The 20,827-nt window shown below is 72.9% G+C and carries 12 protein-coding genes; 5 read left to right on the top strand and 7 right to left on the bottom strand.

Translation table 11 applies throughout. The features are described 5' to 3' along the window. Positions 1-5: 5 nt before the first annotated feature. Positions 6-911 (bottom strand): AraC family transcriptional regulator N-terminal domain-containing protein, encoded by a 906-nt coding sequence (locus ACIRQ9_RS09315; protein WP_404168905.1) that lies wholly within the window; start codon positions 909-911, stop codon positions 6-8. 105 nt (positions 912-1,016) lie between these two features. On the opposite strand from ACIRQ9_RS09315, the gene ACIRQ9_RS09310 reads away from it, so the two are divergent. Further along, positions 1,017-1,895: an oxygenase MpaB family protein gene (locus tag ACIRQ9_RS09310; protein ID WP_404168902.1), complete on the top strand. Its 879-nt coding sequence runs from the start codon at positions 1,017-1,019 to the stop codon at positions 1,893-1,895. A gap of 72 nt (positions 1,896-1,967) precedes the next feature. Here ACIRQ9_RS09310 and ACIRQ9_RS09305 read toward each other — a convergent pair whose 3' ends face one another. The 4 genes from ACIRQ9_RS09305 to ACIRQ9_RS09290 form a co-directional block, all read right to left on the bottom strand. Continuing rightward, positions 1,968-8,882, bottom strand: a complete 6,915-nt coding sequence (locus ACIRQ9_RS09305; RefSeq protein ID WP_404168899.1) for a glycoside hydrolase domain-containing protein — start codon at positions 8,880-8,882, stop codon at positions 1,968-1,970. Between the two features lie 403 nt (positions 8,883-9,285). Next, the gene (locus tag ACIRQ9_RS09300) at positions 9,286-10,167 is read right to left on the bottom strand and encodes a class I SAM-dependent methyltransferase (protein WP_404168896.1); all 882 of its coding nucleotides are present in this window, start codon (positions 10,165-10,167) and stop codon (positions 9,286-9,288) included. Between the two features lie 49 nt (positions 10,168-10,216). Continuing rightward, a complete protein-coding gene (locus tag ACIRQ9_RS09295; RefSeq protein ID WP_404168893.1) occupies positions 10,217-10,624 on the bottom strand; it encodes a PPOX class F420-dependent oxidoreductase in 408 nt (135 codons plus the stop codon). A gap of 229 nt (positions 10,625-10,853) precedes the next feature. Next, positions 10,854-11,987 (bottom strand): S1 family peptidase, encoded by a 1,134-nt coding sequence (locus ACIRQ9_RS09290; protein WP_404169017.1) that lies wholly within the window; start codon positions 11,985-11,987, stop codon positions 10,854-10,856. Positions 11,988-12,633: 646 nt separating this feature from the next. On the opposite strand from ACIRQ9_RS09290, the gene ACIRQ9_RS09285 reads away from it, so the two are divergent. The 4 genes from ACIRQ9_RS09285 to ACIRQ9_RS09270 all read left to right on the top strand — a co-directional run bounded on the left by ACIRQ9_RS09285 (position 12,634) and on the right by ACIRQ9_RS09270 (position 18,870). Continuing rightward, positions 12,634-14,112 (top strand): glutamate-cysteine ligase family protein, encoded by a 1,479-nt coding sequence (locus ACIRQ9_RS09285; RefSeq protein ID WP_404168890.1) that lies wholly within the window; start codon positions 12,634-12,636, stop codon positions 14,110-14,112. Between the two features lie 99 nt (positions 14,113-14,211). After that, positions 14,212-15,438 carry an aminotransferase class V-fold PLP-dependent enzyme gene (locus tag ACIRQ9_RS09280; protein WP_404168887.1) on the top strand — a complete coding sequence of 409 codons (1,227 nt, stop codon included), beginning with the start codon at positions 14,212-14,214 and terminating at the stop codon, positions 15,436-15,438. A 181-nt stretch (positions 15,439-15,619) separates the two neighbouring features. After that, a complete protein-coding gene (locus ACIRQ9_RS09275) occupies positions 15,620-17,632 on the top strand; it encodes a discoidin domain-containing protein (protein WP_404169014.1) in 2,013 nt (670 codons plus the stop codon). 209 nt (positions 17,633-17,841) lie between these two features. Continuing rightward, positions 17,842-18,870: a DUF3566 domain-containing protein gene (locus ACIRQ9_RS09270; RefSeq protein ID WP_404168884.1), complete on the top strand. Its 1,029-nt coding sequence runs from the start codon at positions 17,842-17,844 to the stop codon at positions 18,868-18,870. Between the two features lie 40 nt (positions 18,871-18,910). Here ACIRQ9_RS09270 and ACIRQ9_RS09265 read toward each other — a convergent pair whose 3' ends face one another. Continuing rightward, entirely contained in the window at positions 18,911-19,372 is a 462-nt protein-coding gene (locus ACIRQ9_RS09265) for a GreA/GreB family elongation factor (protein ID WP_404168881.1), read from the bottom strand. A gap of 82 nt (positions 19,373-19,454) precedes the next feature. Further along, positions 19,455-20,768, bottom strand: coding sequence for a preprotein translocase subunit SecY (gene secY, locus ACIRQ9_RS09260; protein ID WP_404168878.1), 1,314 nt, complete (start codon positions 20,766-20,768; stop codon positions 19,455-19,457). Positions 20,769-20,827: the final 59 nt, after the last annotated feature.

Raw genomic sequence — 20,827 nt, 5'->3', positions numbered from 1 at the left:
CCCTGTCAGGGCAGGACGCCCGCCGGGGGCCTGGTGAGGTCGTGCAGGCGGGCGGCGTCGCGGCTCGGGGGCGCGCCGAACTGGCGGCGGTACTCCCGGCTGAACTGCGAGGCGTTGTCGTAGCCGACGCGCCGGCCGACCCCCGTCACGTCGCCGGGACGGGTGGCCAGCAGCAGCCGGGCCTCCTGGAGCCGGATCTGCTTCTGGAACTGGATGGGGCTCATCGCCGTCACCGCCTGGAAGTTGCGGTAGAAGGCGGAGACGCTCATGCCGGACATCCGGGCCACGTCCTCGACGCGGAACGACTCCGCGTAGTGCTCCCGGATCCAGCGCACGGCCCGTGAGACATGGCTCAGGCCGCTGTCGGCCAGGCCCAGTTCACGGACCGTCGCCCCCTGCTCGCCGGTGATCAGCCGCCACAGGATCTCGCGTTTGACCAGCGGGGCGAGCACGGCTCGGTCGCGCGGCTCGTCGAGCAGCCGCAGCAGCCGGACCACCGCGTCGAGCAGCGCGGCCGGCGCGTCGCTGACGGCGATGCCCGACGGAACCCCTCCGCCGGTCCGGGGCAGGTCGCCGGGACCGGCCCGCAGCAGCAGTTCGGCGACGGCGGACGGCTCCAGGGCGAGGCCGAAACCGAGCGCGGGCCGCTCGGGACCCGCCTGCGTGAACTGCCCCGTGACCGGCAGGTCGACCGAGGCGACCAGGTACTGGCCGGCGCCGTACTCGTAGACCCGCTCGCCCAGGGCCAGACGCTTGGCACCCTGCGCGATGACCGCCAGCACCGTGCCGGACATGGCGGGCGCCGGCGGGTCCGGCCGGTCGACCTTCGAGATCAGGACGCCGTCGACGGCCGTGCTCCAGTCGGTCCGGGCGTGCCGGTCCAGCAGGACGCGGAACTCTTCGAGGGACATGTGTCCATTCCAGCACCCCGCTGCCCCACCACTCCCGTGATCGGGAGGATCGTGCAAGGACACGGGAGTCGCCGGGGGTGACGGCGCCCGGCCGCCGGTGACACGATGCGAGAGGCGAGAAAGGTGGCAGCCGTGGTTCCTGACGTCCGCGCGTCGATGGGCGCGATGCTCTTCCGCCGGGTGGCCGGCCCCGACGGACCGGCGACCCGTGCCCGCATCCACGGCACACCGGGCCCCCGCTGGTTCGCCTCAGGCCGTCCGATCCGCGCCGTCCACGCGGACGCCTCCATGTTCGTCGGCGGGCTCGGCGCCCTGCTCCTGCAGTCCCTGCATCCCCTCGCCATGGCCGCGGTCGCCGCGCACTCCGGCTACCGCGGCGACCCGTGGGGACGGCTCCAGCGCACCAGCGCCTTCCTGGCGGTGACCACCTACGGCACGGCGGACGACGCCGAGGCCGCCGTGGCCGCGGTGCGGGGCATCCACCGGAAGGTCCGCGGGACGACGCCCGACGGCGAGCCGTACCACGCGGCCGACCCGCACCTGCTCGGCTGGGTGCACGCGGCGGAGACGGAATGCTTCCTGCGCGCCCACGAACGCTACGGCTCGGCGCCACTGGACCGGGACGGCTACGACGCCTACGTCGCCGACACCGCGCGGGTCGCCGAGGCACTGGGGGTGAGCGACCCGCCGCGCGACCGCGCCGAGCTGTCCGCGCGGCTGGCCGCGTACCGGCCCGAACTCAGGGCCACTCCCGAGGCCCGCTCCGCGGCCCGCTTCCTGCTCCTGGAACCCCCGCTGCCGCTGCCGGTCCGTCCGCTGTACGGCATCCTGGCCGCCAACGCCGTGACCCTGCTGCCCTCCTGGGCCCGGTCCCTGCTGCGGCTGCCCCGCCTCGCGGTCGTCGAGGACGTCACCGTACGCCCGGCCGGGCAGCTGCTCACCCGCACGATCCGCTGGGCCATGAACACCCCCGACGTCTCATAGCGGCCCAGACGGCGCGGACCCGCCGCGCCCCGAAGGGCACGACGGGTCCGACGGTCGCCCGGCAGGCCCGCCTCAGGGCCTGCCCCGCGTCCGCGCCCACTCCGTGGCGCGTGACCAGAGCCCGCCGCCGCCCGGCGTGCCGGGAACGGCCCGTCCGGCGGGTCCTGCCACGGTGCCGTGGCCTCCGGCCGGGCCCGGCCGGTCGTCGCGGTCCGTGCGCCGGATCCCGACCGTGTAGGTTCGGGTGACCGAACCGTTGGCCGAGGTCACCTCGACGGTGCGGGTGGTGAGCCGGGAGCCGGAGAGGACCGCACTGCCGTCGGTGATCCGCACCCGCGCGCCCGGCTCGGCCGGCACCGCGGACACGGCGGGGATCCCGCGGTTTCTCGGCCAGTCCACGACGTAGACGGACACGTCCGGGTCGAACCCGTCGAGCGCGACGCCTCCCACCTTGATCGCCCGAGCGTCGGCGACGCTCGCCTTCGTGGCGTCCGAGTGGTTGGTCACCGTGACCGTCCCGTCGGCGCCGACCTCGACGTGGGCCGCCATCGCCGCCGCCAGGTTGATCCGCTGCCAGCTCGCCTCGCCGTCCGCGGTGAGGTCGAGCGGGTAGCCCGAGTCCGTCGCGGTCTGCTCCAGGACCTGGGTGCGCTGTGCGGCGGTGAGGTCCGGGAAGGCGGTGATCAGCAGGGCCGCCGCGTCGGACGGCGTCCGCAGCGCCTGGCCGCCCTTGCCGACTTGGGAGAACCCGTAGGTCAGGCGCCGGGTGTAGAGGTCGACGTCCTGCGTCGTGCTCAGCCCGGCGTAGGGGGCGCCCGCGCAGGCCGCGAGCGTGTCCCCGTACCCCTCGCTCTCGCACTGCGCGAGCAGTACGTTCTCGATCTCGGTGTGGGCCTGCAGGAGCAGGTCCTGGAACTCGGGGTCGGCCCACCGGTGCGCCACGGTCGCCTGGCCCGCGATCCGGCCTCCCATCACGTCGAGCGGGTAGTGGAACCCGAGGACGATGCGGTTGTCGCCGTACTCCGATGTGCGGGCGAGGATCGACGGCGCCAGCTCCGGCAGCAGCGTGGCGAGGACGGTCCCCGCCTCGTAGCCGCCGTGGGTGTGGCCGCTCGGATACGAGCCGCTGGTGGTGAGGCCGCCGTAGGAGCCGTCCTGCGACTCGTAGACGTCACCGCCGTCGCCGACGAACCCGAGCCGCACGTAGGGGCGCGGGTAGCCGTAGTGGTTCTTCTCCGCGTCGACCTTGTCAAGGCCCTGCGTGACCCGCGAGAAGAGCGCGCTGGTCTTGGGCAGCCGGCCGCCGCTGAGGGCGTCGCCGTAGATCCGGCCGAGCCGGGACCCGAGTCCGTCGGCCATCGTGACGGTGGCACTGTTGGTCGCGTCGACCTCGGCCCGGTCCACCTCCTTCTGCGTCGCCGCGTTGTTGACGGCCACCGCGATCCTGTCGTTCTCGGCGGTGGGCGCGGTGCCGGCCGGCACCTTGGTGTCGGCGGCCAGGATGCCGGTACCGAGGTCGCCGATCCCGCCCAGCAGGCCGTGGAAGTAGTCGGTCCCGTCGCCGGTGCCCGGCCAGGTGTCCGAGGCGTAGTCCGCCTTGAGCGCCGAGTCCGGGAAGGGCGAGGGCTGGTACGCCGGGTCGGCGGCGTCCGCCGTCGCGGCCTGGTCCGTGGTCGCCGGGTCGTCGGAGGTGCCGGCCAGGGTGACCGCGGTGACGGTGGCCGTGTGCGCCTTCGCCTTGCCGGTGGCGGTCAGCAGGGCCGTGTCCGCGGTGGCGGGCAGGTGGGCGGTGGTGCCGTCGTTCAGGGTCACGGTGTAGCCGATGACCGGGAAGCCGCCGTCGCCGGCCGGCCGCCAGGTCACGCGGACCTGCCTGCCGTCGGTGAGCACGCCCGTCACGCCCGGCTTCTGCGGCTTGCCGCCGCCGGTCACCACGGGCGCCGTCGCGACGCTCCGCGCCGAGGCGCCGAACCGGTTCACCGCCTGGACGCGCGCGGTGTGGGACCGGCCGGAGCGGAGCCAGGTGAACGTGGTCCTGCGGGCGTCCGGGTCGTCGATGGTGATCCGGTGGCCGTCGCCGAGGGCGATCCGGTAGCCGGTGACGGCGGAGCCGCCGTCGTCGGCGGGTGCGGACCAGGAGACCGTCACGCTGGTGCCGGACGCGGTCGCCGACACCGCGGCGGGCGCGGCGGGTGCCGTCCTGGGCCTGGTGGTGAGCGCGGACACGGCGTGGCGGAGTGCGTCGTACCGGGAGGTGAGCGTGGCGTCGGTGGCCGTGGCGTCGGCGACGGCGGCCTTCGCCGCGGTGAGCGCCGTGGTGAACGCCATCCAGGACGCGTCCGTGTAGCGGTCGTCGGCGAGGGCCGACGCGGTGGTGACCAGGTCCTCCAGCTTCAGTCGCGGCAGCGGCACGAGCCGGCCGGCGGCCAGGGTGAGGCCGCGGGTCTGCGTGTCGACCTCGGTCTGCGTGGCGTCGTCCGCGTCGGCGAGCCCCCGGGCGGCGGCCAGTTCCCGCAGGTACACCCCGAAGTCGATCGAGTCGTACCGGTCCGCGTCGCCGGCGAGCCCCTCGTACCGGGCGATCGCCTGGCGCAGCGCGGTCCTGTCGGTGACGGCGGGCGTGTCGACGTGGGCGAAGGTGATCCGGCCCAGGTTCGCGACGTACGGGTGCGAGGAGTCCGGGGTCGTGGTCAGCCGCACATGGACGGCGTGCTTGCCGGAGACCGCCTCGGGCAGCGTCAGGCTGGTCGTCCCGCCGGACGACCACGCGGCGCCGGTGACCGGGAGCGGCACGGTCGCGTACGGCGTGCCCGGGTTCGCCGCGTCGAAGGAGTCCAGGTAGAGCTGGACGGCCGAACCCGTGCCGCAGCGGGCCGAGTTGTTGACGTAGGTGAGCGTCATGGTGGTCTTCGGCGAGGTGCCGAGGTCGACGTCGCCGTAGTCGAGCCAGGCCCCGTCGTAGGTGCCGCCGAGGTCGGTGGTGGAACCCGAGCCGGTCCAGCCGACCGGCTCGCTCTTGAGGCCGCCGCCGCTGTTCGCGCGGAACGCGGTGGCGTCGAAGCCCACGGGGGCGTCGGCCTGCCGGGTCAGGGCCAGCGAGTAGACGTTGCCGACGTAGGGCCGGGAGGACGTCTGCGTGCCGGAGACGAAGTCCGCGTACACGTCCTGGACGCCGGTGAAGACGTCCGGGTCGAGGGGAACGGTCGTGGTGGCGACGGTTCCCCAGCCGGAGCCGGTGTAGTCGAGCGGGACGTCGACCTTCTGCGCGCCGTCCTTCGAGCCGAGGTGCAGCTCGATGTGCGAGTCGGACGCGGCCCGCGACTGCGGCTTGTCGTAGCGGACGGTGAGGGTGTCGGCCCCGCTCTTGAGGTCGGTGTCCCTCCATTCGGCGAAGGCGCCGTCGGTCACGTTCTCGAAGATGCCGTTGCCGAGGTCGAGCGGAAGCGAACCGTCGCCGGTGGTGGTGGTGTTGACCGCGGTGAGCGTGGCGAGGGTGGTCGTGGGCGTCGAGGAGACCTCGTTCGGCGAGAACTGGTACCGGTCGAAGTTCGACACCCACTGCCGGCCGGAGGGGGCGTGGAAGACGAACGTCGCGCTCTTGGCGGCGAGCAGGGCGTCCGGGTCGGTGACGGCCGCCTGCACCGTGGTGTAGTACTGCCAGCCGCCGGTTCCGGGCAGCGGCACGGTCGCCATGACCGGACCGTCGGCGGTGCCGGCGTGGATGTCGACGCTGCTCGGCTTCGCGTTCGTCGCCTGCGCGTTGGCGTAGCGGACCGAGACGCTCTTCGGGGCGACGCCGCCGAAGTCCAGCTTGCCGTAGCGCTCCCAGGCTCCGTCGGTGACCCCGCCGAGGTCGCCGTCCGAGTAGTACGCCTCCTTCACCAGGCTGGGGCCCTCCATCTGGTCGGCGGCCTCGGCCTCGAGGACGGCGTAGCCGCCCTCGTCGATGGTGAGCGCGTCGACGGCGGAGTGCAGCCCGTCGCTCGCGGCCATCAGCGTGCCGGTCGCGGAGGCGGGGTCGGCGAGGACGGTCCGGGCGCGGTCGAGCGCCGACCTGAACACGGTCCAGGACCCGTCGGAGTAGTCGCCGCCGCGGACCAGGGACGCCTCGTCGACGTACGCGCCGAGGGCCTTGCGGTGGACCGCGGCGGCCGAGACCCGCAGCGGATCGGTCGCGGAGATCCCGGTGCCGGTCACCGTGGAGGCCGGTACGTGGTGGGCGAAGGCCGCGTCGCGGAAGGCGATGCCGAAGCGGGCGTCGGTTCGCGTGCCGCCCGACAGCGAGAGCGTCGCGGTGCGGGAGCCGCTGACCCGCAGGTCGGCGCTCACCCCGTCCGGCAGGCCGGTCACGCTCGCGGCCCCTGACCGGGTGAGGCTGGTGCCCCTGCGGGCGTCGAACACGGCCGGCCCGGACAGCGTGAGCTGCACGTCGGCGTCGACCGTGCCGTCCGCCGCGGTGGCGACGGTGCCCGGACGGGCGGAGACGACGGTGTCGCCCTTGCCGGTTGCGGTGCCTGCGTCACCCGTGTCGCCGCCGTCGGTGTTCAGCGAGTACGCGGGCTGGGTGCGCGCGCCCCACCGGGAGGGCTTGGCGCCCATGGTGAAGTCCAGCGTGCCGCCGGAGACGATCTGCCCGTAGTCGAGCCACGTGTCGTCGAACCGCTTGCCATCGAGGGTCGCGCTCTGCACGTAGTAGTCGCTCGGCGAGACGCCGTCGGCCTTCACGGTGAACGTGGAGCCGTTGGCGTAGCGGATCGTGGTGGAGTCGAAGAACGGGCTGCCGATCTGGAACTGGCTGGAGCCCGCGGTCACCGGGAACAGGCCGAGCGCGGCGCCGACGAACATGGTCGACATGGTGCCGGCGTCGTTGTCCATGGTCGGCAGGAAGCCGTTCGGGGCGAGCTTGTAGACCTGCGTCCTGACCGGCGGCGTGAACTGGCCGCCGGAGCTGGGCGCCTCGTTCGTGGAGCCGGTCGCGATGTAGCGGTTCCAGGTGGCGCCCGTGTAGATGGCGCGGACCCACTTCTGCGTCAGGCTCGGCTCGCCGACGTAGTTGAAGAGGTACGGCGCCTGGAGGTCGATCTCGTTGGCGTTGGAGTGCAGCATGGTCGAGCCGTCGTCGGCGGAGGAGTCCTCGCCGAACATGTGCTCCACCGCGGCCCGGCCTGCCTGCTCGCCGCCCATGGCCTTGATGAGGCCGCCCATGTCGTAGGCGTCGTACCAGTGGTACTGCCAGAGCGTGCCCTGGTAGAGGCCGGCCGCCTCGAACTTCTCGTAGTCGGCGCTCTGCCAGTCGCCGCCGGTGGCGCGCGGGGTGAGCAGGCCGACCCGGGTTCCGTCGGCGGCGGTCCAGGCGCCGGACTTCACGAGGTTGTCGATGGCCATGGTCGACTGGGGGCGCAGCTTCTTCGCGTCGTCCCTCTTGCCGAGCGCGTCGGCGATGACGGACAGCGCCCACTGGTCGTAGCCGCGCTGCACGGTCGTACCGGGGTCACCGGAGACGTAGCCCTGGCGCAGCTGGGCGCCCGTGTAGTAGCCGGAGTACGCCAGCAGCGCCGGGTAGGCCTCGTCGAGCCGGTCGAAGTTCTTGAAGCCCTTCGACAGCGCGTCGGCGACCAGGACGGCCGAGCGCTCCCAGCGGACGGTCGGCACGGAGTGGGTGAGACCGCCGAGGCTCTTGCCGGAGGCGCGCTGGTCGGCGAAGAGCTCGATCAGCGACTGGATCATGTCCCGGTAGGTGGCAGGGTCGATGTACGCCTCCACCGAGTACTTGCGGAAGTCGTCCCAGGTGGACCAGCCGTCGTAGTACGTGAAGCCGTTCGCCCGGTGCACCGCGCCGTCCGCGCCGCGGTAGGTCCCGCTGGTGCTGGTGGCGTTCACCGGCAGCGCGTACATGCGGTACAGGTGGGTGTAGAACTCCTTGGTGAGCGTCGACCCGGGGTCGGACTTCGCCGAGGAGCGCACGTCGACCGCGCCGAGCGCGCTGTTCCACTCCGCCTTGGTGCGGGTGCGCGCCTGGTCGAAGGTGAGCTTGCCGACCTCGTGGGCCTGGTCGGTCGCGGCCTGCTCGGCGCTGATCGGCGACAGCGTGATGCGCAGTTCGACGTCGTCGCCGGCCGACTTGTCGAAGCCGAGGACGGCGCCGGTGTCGGTCCCGTCCTGGCTGCCGGCGTCGGTCAGCCTCTCGTCGTCGCCCCAGCTCTTGAGCGAGGTGACGGGGACGTTGGTGGTGGCGTCGTAGTACAGCTGGTACGAGGCGCCGTTGAACGAACCGGCGATGAGTCCGCCGATCGACGTGGTGCCGTCGGCGAGCGTGGCCGCCTTCATCGTCGCGCGGGTGCGGCTGGTGAAGTTGTGGGCGAGGTCGAGGACCAGCTCGGGGCTGGATCCGGCCGGGAAGCGGTACCGCTGGAGCGACGTGCGCGTCGTCGCGGTCGCCTCGGCCTCGATGGTGCCGGGACCCTGCGTCACCGAGGAGGCGGTGCCGGATATGGCGCCGAGGGCCCCCCGGTAGTAGCCGGGCGTCGCGGTCTCGTCGTCGTGGCGGTACGTGTGGGCGTACGTGCCCGGAGCGGGCCGCTTGTCGTACTGCACGGAGGTCGGGACGACGAGCAGGTCGCCGCCGCCTCCCGAGCCGCCGACGCCGTCCAGGTTCGTCGAGGTGAACCCGGCGACGCGGGTCTCGTTGTAGTCGTACCCGGTGTGGTTGCGGTTCGGCGTGGTCAGCGGGTTGACCTTGGCTAGGCCGTGCGGCGCCTGGGCGCCGGGCATGTCGTTGCCGTCGTCGCCGGCGGTCGACACGAAGGGGTCGACGAGCTTGGTGTAGTCGGTGCCGGACGTGCCCGCGGACGTGCCGGAGCCGGGTACGGCCACGGCCGTGCCCGCCAGTGCGGCGGCGCCGAGTGCGCCGGCGAGGAGCGCGGCGACCGTGGCACGCCACGGCCTGCCCCGCCCGCGGGCGGTTCTCGGTGGGATCGGGCGGGGCACGGGGGCATCGGGTCTGACAGGCACGGGACCTCTCCAACGTCGCGATACACCGCACGGTCCGGCCCGTAGGGGGACAACGTTGTCAGCCCGTACGACCCCCGGATCGCGCGGACTCGGGGCGAGACGGCCGTGGACGCACGGGATCGCACCCGGTGCGCACGGCCGCCGTCATGAGACACGGGTAAAGCGTGCAACGGGCGAACAGTACGCGTACAGGAGGGGGGCGTGGGAACCGTTCGCAAGGGAGCCCTGCCGGCCGACGGCGCGTCAGACCGCCCTGGTGGGAACCGGGGTGACGCGCGCGGCGCCGAAGCCGCGGGCGGAGCGGGCGGTCGCGGGCGCTCCGAGGCCGGCACACCGCCCGTGGACGTCCGGAGATCTCCCCGGCCCCTCACCGGCCGGCTCAGCCCCGCGGGTACTCCGCCACGGCAACCCGGCCCGAACTCAGGGACGAACGGCGTCCGGACGGGGTGCCGAGACGCTGCGCGAGCGTGAGGAGGTCCTCGTCCGAGACCACCCGCAGGCCGTGTTCCGCCAGCAGGCCGGCCATCCGCTCCGGCGGCCACAGTGAACGCCACGGCTCGCCCGACGTCGCGGAGCTGCCGAGCACGCGCGCCAGCAGCCGGCCCACGGACGCCCGCGCCGACGGCGCCTGGTAGTTGAGGACGAGCGTGCTGCCCGGGGCCGACCTGGCGGCCAGCGCGGCGACCGTCGAGCGGACCTCGTCGCGCGTGAGGTAGGGCACCACGCCCTCCCACAGCCAGGTCGTCGGGGCCGTGGCGTCGTGCCCGGCCGCGTCCAGTGCCGTACCGAGGGCGTCGACGGCGAAGTCCACCGGCGTGAACCGTACGGACCGGGCGGCGCCGGGCAGTTCGGGGACGGCGGCGAGCCGTGACCGCTTGTCCTGCTGGGAGGCCGGATGGTCGACCTCCCACACATCGGTCCCGGCCAGCTCGGACAGCCGCCAGGCGCGGGTGTCGAGACCGGCGCCGAGGATCACGACCTGGCCCGACGGCCGGGCGCGCAGGGCCTCGTCGATGGCGGACGTCCGCGGCACGACCACCTCGGCGCAGGCGCGGACGCTCTCGAACGCGACCCGCGCCCGCCAGCCCTGCGGCACCGTGCCCGCCCGCACCTCGGTCACGGGCACCTGCTCCGCGTCGGTCAGCAGCCTGAGCGCCACCGGATCGGTGAACCGGTCCGGGGCGATCCTGCCGTCCGCGGCCGCCCGCCCCTGGCAGACCAGTACCGCCGTCCGGCTCGCCGCGCGTCCGCTCTCTCCCATGGGCAGGTATTCAACACCACGCCCGCGGACGCCCTTCGGCCGCGCGGCCTCAGATGTTGCCCACGACCTTGCGGGGCGTGACGCGGACGACGACCCGCTGCGCGTCCTCCGCCGACGCCGGGTTGAAGTCGCGGTACTCCTTGCCGGTGTACTTGAGGGACAGCCGGTCGATCAGTTCCTGGCCGCCCTCCGTGGTGATCTCGGCGGTGCCGCGGATCTCCGCGTAGGTGTACGGCGCGTTGGGCGGGTTGATCATGATGTTCACCCGGGGGTCGCGCCGCAGGTTCCGCTCCTTGCGGCGGCCCACGGTCGTCGAGAACAACAGGTCCTCGCCGTCGCGCTGGAGCCAGACGACGGACTGCTGGCTGCTGCCGTCGGGCTGCACGGTCGCCACGACCGCGAACACCGGCGTGCTGTCGACGAGCTGCTTCAGGTCATCCGAGAACGTGTCGGACAAGGCGGGCGCCCCTTTCCTCGATCATGAACCGGCACTCTGCCCGCTCACCGTATGTGATCAGGCCCTGCGGGTACCCGGACCGGCCCGGGTACACGCCGGTGACGGCCCGCCAAGTCCTCGGCGGGTCCCGGTGGGCCCGTCCGCGGTGCGCGACGCGGACCGGCGCGGACGGCCGGCCGAATGGCCGACGTGCCCGCGCCGGTTGCGCGTCACGCACCCGGCGCCGGGATCAGGCCGTGTGGAGCGTCAGGCCGTACCTGTTGAGGATCTCGTTGACCGGCTGGTACCAGGTCTCGCCGCCGGAGCCGCAGTTGCCCCAGCCGCCGGAGGTGACGCCCTGTGCCTGGTCGCCGCTGATGAAGGAGCCGCCGGAGTCGCCGGGTTCGGCGCACACGCTCGTCTTGGTGAGCTGGTTGACCGCCCCCTGGCTGTAGTTGACCGTCTCGTTCTTGGCCAGGACGGTGCCGCAGTGCCAGTGCGAGGTGGAGCCCGAACGGCAGATGGACGCGCCGACGGGTGCCTCGGCGGAACCGCGCACGAGCTGGTCGGAGACCGTGCCCCAGCCCAGCACCACCGGTACGGTCCACCAGCCGCTGCCCACGTTCACCCAGGAGTAGTCGTTGTCCGGGAAGGAGGAGCCCTGGAAGGTGCCTACGTAGGAGCCGTCCCAGCCGTACACGGCGGCACCCGGCTGACCGCAGTGCCCGGCGGAGACGAAACCGCCGTACACGGAGAAGCCGATGGAGCAGCGGACGTTGCCCGTGTAGTACGGGTCACCGCCGACGGTTCCGGCGGCGAGGGTGCTCGGCGTGCGCGCGGTCTCGCGCACCACGACGGGTCCGGACGCGCGGGCCCGGGTCAGGAAGGCCCGGACATCGTTGTCGGCGCGGTGCGCGCGGACGACGTTCACGACGACGGCGCCGGCCCTGGGGTCGACGTACCAGCTCGCGATCCCGGTGGGGGCGTGCAGGGCGTCGACGCGGGCCTTCGCCGCGTCTAGCTCGCGCGCACTGTGCGCGACCAGGCGGACGGCCGCGCCGGTCGCGCGGACCGCGTCGGTGTCCGCGCCACGGGTGACGGCCACGGTGAGGGTGCCGCTCGCGGCGTCGAACCAGGATCCGCCGTACGAGGACCCGGCGGCCCGCTTCGCCTTGCGTTCGACGGCGGTCGCCGTCTTCTCTGCGGCCAGGCGGCTCTCGGCCTGTGCCCTGGTCAGGCCCAGGTCGTGCTCCATGGCGGAGACGAGGGCGGCGGATGCCGGTGCCTGGGCGGAATGCGCCGGGGCGTCCGCGGCGGAGGCGGGCAGGGTGTTCGCGGTCGCCCAGGTGCCGAGCAGCAGCAGCGCGGACAGGGCGGAGCGCATGGCTGTGGTGCGTCTCAAGGGAGTGGCCCTTCGTCGTTCCGGCGGTGTGGGGGTGGAACAGCAGACCGGTGAGAGCGCTCTCAGACGTGCGCGGCAGACTCTAGCGGGGGATCATGAACAGGTCCATGCCAATCACGCGCGGGCTGCGAAGCGGGCCGATCCGACGCCTCGCCCGAGACCGCTCGGGCAGGTGCGGCCGGACCGCCGGACGGGCCATTTCCGGGGGCTTCGGGGGGCGATCGGGGCCGCTGGGCGGGCGGCATTCGAGCGTTCCCAGCCGGTTGGTTGGGGCCGTGTCGACGGGTGGTCTCGGGCCGTTCGGGCTGGTTGGGGCCGTGTCAGCGGGTGGTCTGGGGCCGTTCGGGCTGGTTCGGGTCGTGTCGACGGGTGACTTCGGACTGTTCTGGCGCGGAGATTCGGTCCGATGCGACGGGTCGCTTCCCACCGTTTCGGCAGGCCGATCCGGATCGGTCCGGCGGTGTGGGCCGGAGCGTTTGCGCCGGTCATCGCCTGCCGTTCCGGCCGGTCGCTCCGGGCGGAGCGGTCGCCCGCACCCCGTGGGCGCGGGCGTCGCGAGTGTCCGGGTCGCCCGGTAGGTGCGACGCTGGGACGGCAGGCATCCGCCGAGAGGACCCGGGAGGGCCCGATGGGACGTGATGTGCCGGCCCGGGTGTTCACACGGGAGGACCGGCGCCGGTACCGCGAGAAGATGCACACCTGTCTCGACGTACTGGCGCAGATGCTGCGCGGGTCGGGCTTCGAGAGCGAGCGCCCGCAGGTCGGCATGGAGATCGAACTCAACCTCGTCGACGACGCCGGGCTGCCGGCGATGCGCAACACCGAGGTGCTCCGGGCGATCGCCGACCCGGCCTGGTCCAGCGAGCTGGGCCGGTTCAACCTGGAGATCGACATCCCGCCCCGGGAGCTGACCTCCGGCGGACCCGGCGCCTGGGAACAGACGATCCGCGACGCGCTCAACCACGCCGAGGACCGCGCCGCGACGGTGGGCGCCCACCTCATCATGATCGGGATCCTGCCCACGCTGGGCGAGCCCGACGTGGGCGAGACCGCCCTGTCCGGGGATCCGCGCTACCGGCTGCTGAACGAGCAGATCTTCGCGGCCCGCGGCGAGGACCTGCGGATCCGCCTCGAAGGCGTGGAACGCCTGTCGATGTACGCCGACGCCATCACCCCCGAGGCCGCCTGCACCAGTACGCAGTTCCACCTGCAGGTGGACCCGAAGGACTTCGCGTCCTACTGGAACGCGGCGCAGGCGATCGCCGGCGTGCAGATCGCCCTCGCCGCCAACTCGCCGTTCCTCTTCGGCAGGGAACTGTGGCGCGAGACCCGGATCCCGCTGTTCGAGCAGGCCACCGACACCCGTCCCGAGGAGATCAAGGCGCAGGGGGTGCGGCCGCGGGTGTGGTTCGGAGAGCGGTGGATCACCAGCGTCTTCGACCTGTTCGAGGAGAACGTGCGCTACTTCCCGGCCCTGCTGCCGCTGTGCGACGACGAGGACCCGCGGCGGGTCCTGGACGCGGGCGGCGTGCCGCAGCTCGGCGAGCTCACGCTGCACAACGGCACGATCTACCGGTGGAACCGCCCCGTGTACGCCGTCACCGAGAGCGGGCCCCACCTGCGCATCGAGAACCGCGTGCTGCCCGCCGGTCCGACCGTGGCCGACATCATCGCCAACGCCGCCCTGTACTACGGCCTGACCCGCGCCCTCGTGGACGAGGACCGGCCGGTCTGGTCGCGGATGTCCTTCGCGGTCGCCGAGGAGAACCTGCACGCGGCGGCCCGGGACGGCATCGACGCCCGGCTGTACTGGCCGGGAGTGGGCGAGGTGCCGGTCACCGAGCTGGTGCTCAGGCGGCTGCTGCCGCTCGCGCACCGGGGCCTGGAGCTGGCCGGCCTGGACGCCTCCTGGCGCGAGCCCATGCTGGGCATCGTCGAGCAGCGCTGCGTGAACGCCCGCAACGGAGCCCTGTGGCAGGCCGAGACGGTCCACCACCTGGAGCGGGGCGGCGTCTCCGACCGCAGGGAGGCGCTGCGCCGGATGACCACCGCCTACATGGACTACATGCACCTCAACGCGGCCGCGCACACCTGGCCCGTGGACTGAGTGCGGCGGGCCGGGGGCGGGCGACGACCCGGCCTCGGGCGGCGGCCGCCGCCGTGTCAGGATGCCGGGTGATCGTCCTGTTCCCGGAGGCTTCCTGACGTGAGTGAGACCGAGGTGGCCGTCGCGCCGCGCCCGCTGCCGCTGCCCGACGGCGCACCCGCCGCCGACGCCTGGTCCCTGGACCCGGCGCTGGCCCACCTGAACCACGGTTCTTTCGGTGCCGTTCCGCTGGTGGCGCAGGAGCGGCAGGCCGCGCTGCGCGCCGAGATGGAACGCGCGCCGGTGGTGTGGTTCCCGGAGCTGCCCGGACGCCTCGCCGCCACCCGCGCCGAGCTCGCCGCCTTCCTCCGCGTCGACGCCGGTGACCTCGCCCTGGTGCCGAACGCCAGCGCCGGCGCCAGCGTGGTCTACCACGCGCTCCCGCGCCGCCGCGGCGGGGAGATCGTCGTCACCGACCACGGCTACGGGGCCGTCACCATGGGAGCCGAGCGGCTGGCCCGCCGCTGGGGCGGCCGGGTCCGCACGGCGCGGGTGCCGCTCGGCGCGGACGCGGACGAGGCGTACGAGGCGGTGGCCGCCGAGATCGGGGAAGCCACCGATCTCGTGGTGGTGGACCAGATCACCTCGGCGACCGCCCGCCGGCTGCCGGTCGAGCGCATCGGCGCGGAGGCGCGCCGGCGAGGCGTACCGGTGCTCGTGGACGGCGCCCACGCCCCCGGTCTGCTCGCCGCGCCGCTCGACGGCGCCACCTACGATTTCTGGACCGGCAACTTCCACAAGTGGGGGTGCGCGCCGCGCGGCACCGCGGCCCTCGTCGCCCGCGGACCGCTGCGGGACCTGCTCCACCCGCTGATCGACTCGTGGGGTGCAGGCGAGCCCTATCCCACGCGCTTCGACCACCAGGGCACGCTGGACGCCACCTCCTACCTGGCCGCGCCCACGTCCCTCGACTTCGTGGAGCGCACCTGGGGCTGGTCCGCCGCCCGCCGGTACATGGACCAGCTGGCGGACCACGCCGCCGAGGTCATCGGTGCCGCGTTCGCGCCGCTCACCGGTGACGACAGCCGGGTCGAGGTCGGGATGCCGGTCCCCGGGATGCGTCTGGTGCGGCTGCCCGACGGCCTCGGGCGCACCCGGATCGAGGCCGACGCGCTGCGCGACCGGGCGGCCCGCGAACTGGCCGTCGAGGCCGCCTTCACGAGCTTCGGCGGCGTCGGCTACCTGCGCGTGTCCGCCCATGTCTACAACACCCCGGCCGACTACGAGCACTTCGCGCGCACCTGTGTGCCCGTCCTCGGCGACTGGGCACGCCAGGCGCGCGGTTGAGCCGGCAGGTCGGGCGTTCCCGGCCCTTGACTCGGTAGCCGGCCGGCTCCATCCTCGTCCGAGGTATTGCGCGGGTCATGACAACCTCAAGGGTTCGCCAACCGCGCCTTCCCGCCGACCGAGGGATGGGGCCGTGACGCAGACTCGACGCTCGTTCCGCCGCCGCAGAAACGTCACGGTGATGTCGTTGCTGCTCCTGGTGCTGGCCGTGGTCCTCGGGCCCACCCCGAGTTCGGCGGCCGGCGGCGACTGGTGGACCCCGGCCGCACGGCCCGCCCCGGACGTCGGCATCGGAATCACCGGTGAACCGTTCACCGGCACCACCGCGACGGGCGAGGTCCGCGGGTTCGTCGACGCGCACAACCACCTGTTCGGCAACGAGGCCTTCGGCGGCCGCCTGATCTGCGGCAAGGCCTTCTCCGAGGCGGGCGTCGCCGACGCCCTCAAGGACTGCCCCGAGCACCACCCCGACGGCTCGCTCGCGCTCTTCGACTACATCACCCACGGCGGGGACGGCAGGCACGACCCGGCCGGCTGGCCGACGTTCACCGACTGGCCGGCGTACGACTCGATGACCCATCAGGCCGACTACTACGCCTGGATGGAGCGCGCCTGGCGCGGCGGCCAGCGGGTGCTCGTCGACGACCTGGTCACCAACGGGATGATCTGCTCGGTCTACCCCTTCAAGGACCGCGGCTGCGACGAGATGACCTCGATCCGGCTGCAGGCGAGGATGACCTGGGACCTCCAGGCGTACATCGACCGGATGTACGGCGGCCCCGGCAAGGGCTGGTTCCGGATCGTCACCGACAGCGCGCAGGCACGATCGGTCGTCGAGCAGGGCAAGCTGGCCGTCGTGCTCGGCGTGGAGACCTCCGAACCCTTCGGCTGCAAGCAGATCCTCGACGTCCCGCAGTGCGGCAAGGCGGACATCGACAAGGGGCTCGACGAGCTGTACGCGCTCGGGGTGCGCTCCATGTTCCTGTGCCACAAGTTCGACAACGCCCTGTGCGGCGTCCGCTTCGACTCCGGCGGCCTCGGAACGGCCATCAACGTCGGCCAGTTCCTGTCCACCGGCACCTTCTGGCAGACCGAGAAGTGCGCCGGCCCCCAGCACGACAACCCGATCGGCAACGCCGCGTCGGCAGCCGAGGCCGACCTCCCCGCGGGCACGGCCGTCCCCGTGTACGACGCGGACGCCCGGTGCAACCGGCGCGGGCTCACCGACCTGGGCGAGTACGCGGTCCGCGGCATGATGAAACGCAAGATGATGCTGGAGATCGACCACATGGGCGTCAAAGCCGTAGGCCAGGCGCTGGACATCCTGGAGTCCGCGTCCTACCCGGGCGTGATCTCCTCGCACAGCTGGATGGACCTGGACTGGACCGGCCGCGTCTACGCCCTCGGCGGCTTCGTGGCCCAGTACATGCACGGCTCCGAGGGGTTCGTCGCCGAAGCCGCACGGACCAGGGCGCTGCGCGAGCGGTACGGCGTCGGCTACGGCTTCGGCACCGACTTCAACGGCATCGGCGACCACCCCGCACCACGGGGCGCCGACACCGCGAACAAGGTGACGTACCCCTTCCGGAGCGTCGACGGCGGCTCCCTCGTCGACCGGCAGACCTCCGGCGAGCGCACCTTCGACATCAACACCGACGGCGCGGCCCATGTCGGCATGGTCCCCGACTGGATCGAGGACATCCGGCGGGTCGGCGGCCAGGGCGTGGTGGACGACCTGTTCCGCGGCGCCGAGTCCTACCTCGGCACCTGGGGGGCCACCGAACGCCACCAGGCCTCGGTGAACCTCGCCGCGGGGCGGCCGGCGAGCGCCGGTTCCTCCGAGTGGAATCCCTTCACCAGCTACCGGCCGGACCGTGCCGTCGACGGCGACGGCACCACGCGCTGGGCCAGCGACTGGAGCGACGACCAGTGGTGGCAGGTCGACCTGGGCTCCACCCACCTGGTCTCCCGGGTGACGCTGGACTGGGAGCGCGCCTACGGCCGTTCGTACCGCATCGAGCTGTCCGCCGACGGCACGAACTGGAGCACCGCCTGGTCCACCGCCGCCGGCGACGGAGGCCTGGACACGGCCCGGTTCACCGCCACCCCGGCCCGCTACGTCCGGGTCCACGGCCTCGCCCGCGGCACCGCGTGGGGCTACTCCCTGTACGAGGTCGGCGTCCACAGCGCCTGAGGCGACGGCCGGCGACCCCGCCCGCCGTCGCCGGCCTCCTCGCCCTTCGGAGTGCCCCGGGTGCGCCGCCGGGAATGCGGGCTCGGGTCGGAGCCCATACCGTCGAAGGCAACGACCAGCAGGCCCCCACCGGCCGCCGGGCGGTCGACGCGGGCCCGTCCGATGCGCAAGAGCCCTGTGGGACCGCGAGGCCACCCAGGGAGACGCGCATGAGTCGCGCCAGGCGCAGGACCCGTCACACCTCCCGCAAGCGGGTGACGCCCCGGCTCGACGACGGCGTCGGCACCCCGGACGGGTCCCGGTCGGCCGCCGGTCCGGGAAACGCGGCACAGGGCAAGCGCACCGGCGACGAGAACGCGGCCGTCCGCGCCGCGCACCGCCAGGAGGGCCAGGGGCGCCTCCGGCGCGGCGGCTCCGCACGGACACCCCGCACACCTGCCGAGGCCGCCGCACCGGCCGAGCCCACCCGAACAGCCGAGCCCGCCGAGGACGGCACCGCCCCTGTCGGTCCCGCCTCCCGGCCCGCTCCCGCACTCCCCACCGGCGCCGACGACCCGCAGTCCGACGACCCGCAGTCCGGCGAGGCGCGGTCCGGCGAGGCGCGGTCCGGCGAGGCGCCCGGCCCGGCTCCGTCCACCGCCCACGCCGCGCTTCCGCCGCGCCCCGCACGAGGTGGTTCCCGCCGCCCTCGGACCATGCGGATGCGCATATCCGAGGCGGGACCCAGGTCCGTCACGGTGATGAGCTTCCTGCTCCTCGGAGGCCTCGGCATCCTCACCGTCGTCGCCTCGGTCGCCGCCTGGGGCCTGGCCGCCCTCCTCGCGCCGGACGCCCTGCCCCGGCTGAGCACGTTCCTGACCATCGCCTTCAGCGTGATCGTCCTCGAAGTCGTGCTCGGCTCGTGTCTGGCCGCCCTGACCACCTTCCTGTACAACCTGACCGCGCCGTACAACGGCGGTCTGGAAATATCCCTCACCGACGACCTCGGCCCCACCGAGGCGGGCGCCAAGGCCCAACTGGCCGTGGACCGCGCCCACATCCGAGCCCGCCGCCACCTCCGCGCGCACACCCCGGCCCGGGTCGTCGAGGCGCTGCGCCGCCTGTCCGCCGGGTACGTCTCCCTGCTGAACCGGGCCGCCTCACCGCGCCGCAGGCCGCCGTCCGGCCGGCACCCGGAACCGGCCCCACCGGGCGACCTGCCGGCCCCCGTCACCCCGGACGCGGGTCCGGAGGAGTGAGACCGGGCCCCTGATCCGGGACCCGGTGTGCCGTTTTGGGTCAGGGGCCGTCCAGCGAGACCACGGTGGCGTCCGTGACGCCCTGCGGTGTCTCGAAGCTGACGGTGTCGCCGACCCGGTGCCCCAGCAGCGCGCGCCCGAGCGGACTGTCCTCGGTCACCAGGTTCTCGTCGGCCGCCGAGGCGATCTCGCCGATGGCGACGCTCTGCACCGTGCCGTCCGCGAACCGGACGGTCACCTTGCTGCCGACGCCCACCTCGCCCGCGGGGGCGGGCCGGGCTACGGCCGCCTGGTGCAGCCGTAGTGTGATGTCCTCGATACGGGCGTCCAGGCGCCGCAGGTCGTCGGCGCGCTGCAACTCGTCTGCCTGGTCCGCGTGGTCGCCGGGCGCGTCGTCGCCGACCAGCGTCGCGGCGACGTCCCGCCGCTCGGTGTGGAGATCGGCCAGCTGCTGCTCCAGCGCGCGACGGCCCTCGGCGCTGATCGGTTCGGGCCCACCCATGGCCGCTCCTTCGGGGACGGGACGACGGACGTCGCGCTCTGATCAGGCTGTACCGATTTTACCGACTATGTTGAAGTTTGGGTCAGCGCAGGAAGCCCTCGTAGTGGCGCTGCTGGAGCTGGCTCTCGATCTGCTTCACCGTCTCCAGGCCGACACCCACGATGATCAGGATGCTGGTGCCGCCGAACGGGAAGTTCTGGCTCGCCCCGAACCCGACCAGCGCGATGGTCGGCACCAGGGCGATCACACCCAGGTACAGCGAGCCCGGCCAGGTGATCCGGTTGAGCACGTACGACAGGTACCGCGCCGTCGGCCGCCCGGCCCTGATGCCCGGGATGAAGCCGCCGTACTGCTTCATGTTGTCCGCGACGTCCTCCGGGTTGAAGGAGATGGAGACGTAGAAGAACGCGAAGAACACGATGAGCAGGAAGTACAGCACGATGTAGACCGGGTGGTCGCCCTTGGTGAGGTTCTGCGCGATCCACCGCTTCCAGACCGAGTCCCCGCCGGAGAACTGGGCGACCAGGGCCGGGATCGACAGCAGCGAGGAGGCGAAGATGACCGGGATGACGCCCGCCTGGTTCACCTTCACCGGGATGTAGGTCGAGGTGCCGCCGTAGGCCCGGCGGCCGATCATGCGCTTGGCGTACTGGACCGGGATCCGGCGCTGGGCCTGCTCGACGAAGACCACCAGGCCGACCATGGCGAGACCGACGACGATGACGGAACCGAACTCGATCCAGCCGCCCGCGAGCGTGCCCTGCTTCTTGATGGCCCACAGCGCGGACGGGAAGGAGGCGGCGATCGAGATGAACATCAGGATCGACATGCCGTTGCCGATGCCGCGGTCGGTGATCAGCTCGCCGAGCCACATGACCAGGGCGGTGCCGGCGGTCATGCAGATCACCATCGTGACGGTGGTGAAGATCGACCGGTCCGGAATGATGCCGGCGGCGACCGAGCAGCCGGAGAACAGGGCGCCGCTGCGGGCGGTGGCGACCAGGCCGGTGCCCTGCAGGACGGCGAGGGCCACCGTCAGGTACCGCGTGTACTGCGTGATCTTCGTGGTGCCCGCCTGGCCCTCCTTTTTCATCGCCTCCAGGCGCGGGATGACCACGGTCAGCAGCTGGAGGATGATGCTGGCCGTGATGTAGGGCAGGATGCCGAGCGCGAAGATCGTGATCTGGAGCAGCGCACCGCCGCTGAAGAGGTTGACCAGCCCGAACAGGCCCTGGTTGCCGGACGCCTCGGTCACGCACGCCTGGACGGCCCGGTAGTTGACGCCGGGGATCGGGACATGCGTGCCGACCCGGTAGAGCACGATCATGCCCAGCGTGAAGAGCAGTTTCTTCCGCAGGTCGGGTGTCTTGAAGGCATTGATGAACGCGGTGAGCACGGTGCCGCCTGCACCCCTTCGTCCTGGTCGGTCCGGGCGGCACACGGATGACCCGCAGT

It is taken from the genome of Streptomyces sp. NPDC101237, from assembly GCF_044767465.1.
Taxonomy (GTDB): domain Bacteria; phylum Actinomycetota; class Actinomycetes; order Streptomycetales; family Streptomycetaceae; genus Streptomyces; species Streptomyces gramineus.
This window is presented reverse-complemented; position numbering and strand designations above follow the sequence as displayed.

Excerpts from the sequence above, each read along its gene's own strand:
- ACIRQ9_RS09315 (WP_404168905.1), bottom strand. The coding sequence starts at position 911 with ATGTCCCTCGAAGAGTTCCGCGTCCTGCTGGACCGGCACGCCCGGACC.
- ACIRQ9_RS09310 (WP_404168902.1), top strand. The coding sequence starts at position 1,017 with ATGCGAGAGGCGAGAAAGGTGGCAGCCGTGGTTCCTGACGTCCGCGCG.
- ACIRQ9_RS09300 (WP_404168896.1), bottom strand. The coding sequence starts at position 10,167 with ATGGGAGAGAGCGGACGCGCGGCGAGCCGGACGGCGGTACTGGTCTGC.
- ACIRQ9_RS09290 (WP_404169017.1), bottom strand. The coding sequence starts at position 11,987 with ATGCGCTCCGCCCTGTCCGCGCTGCTGCTGCTCGGCACCTGGGCGACC.
- ACIRQ9_RS09285 (WP_404168890.1), top strand. The coding sequence starts at position 12,634 with ATGGGACGTGATGTGCCGGCCCGGGTGTTCACACGGGAGGACCGGCGC.
- ACIRQ9_RS09275 (WP_404169014.1), top strand. The coding sequence starts at position 15,620 with ATGTCGTTGCTGCTCCTGGTGCTGGCCGTGGTCCTCGGGCCCACCCCG.
- ACIRQ9_RS09270 (WP_404168884.1), top strand. The coding sequence starts at position 17,842 with ATGAGTCGCGCCAGGCGCAGGACCCGTCACACCTCCCGCAAGCGGGTG.
- ACIRQ9_RS09265 (WP_404168881.1), bottom strand. The coding sequence starts at position 19,372 with ATGGGTGGGCCCGAACCGATCAGCGCCGAGGGCCGTCGCGCGCTGGAG.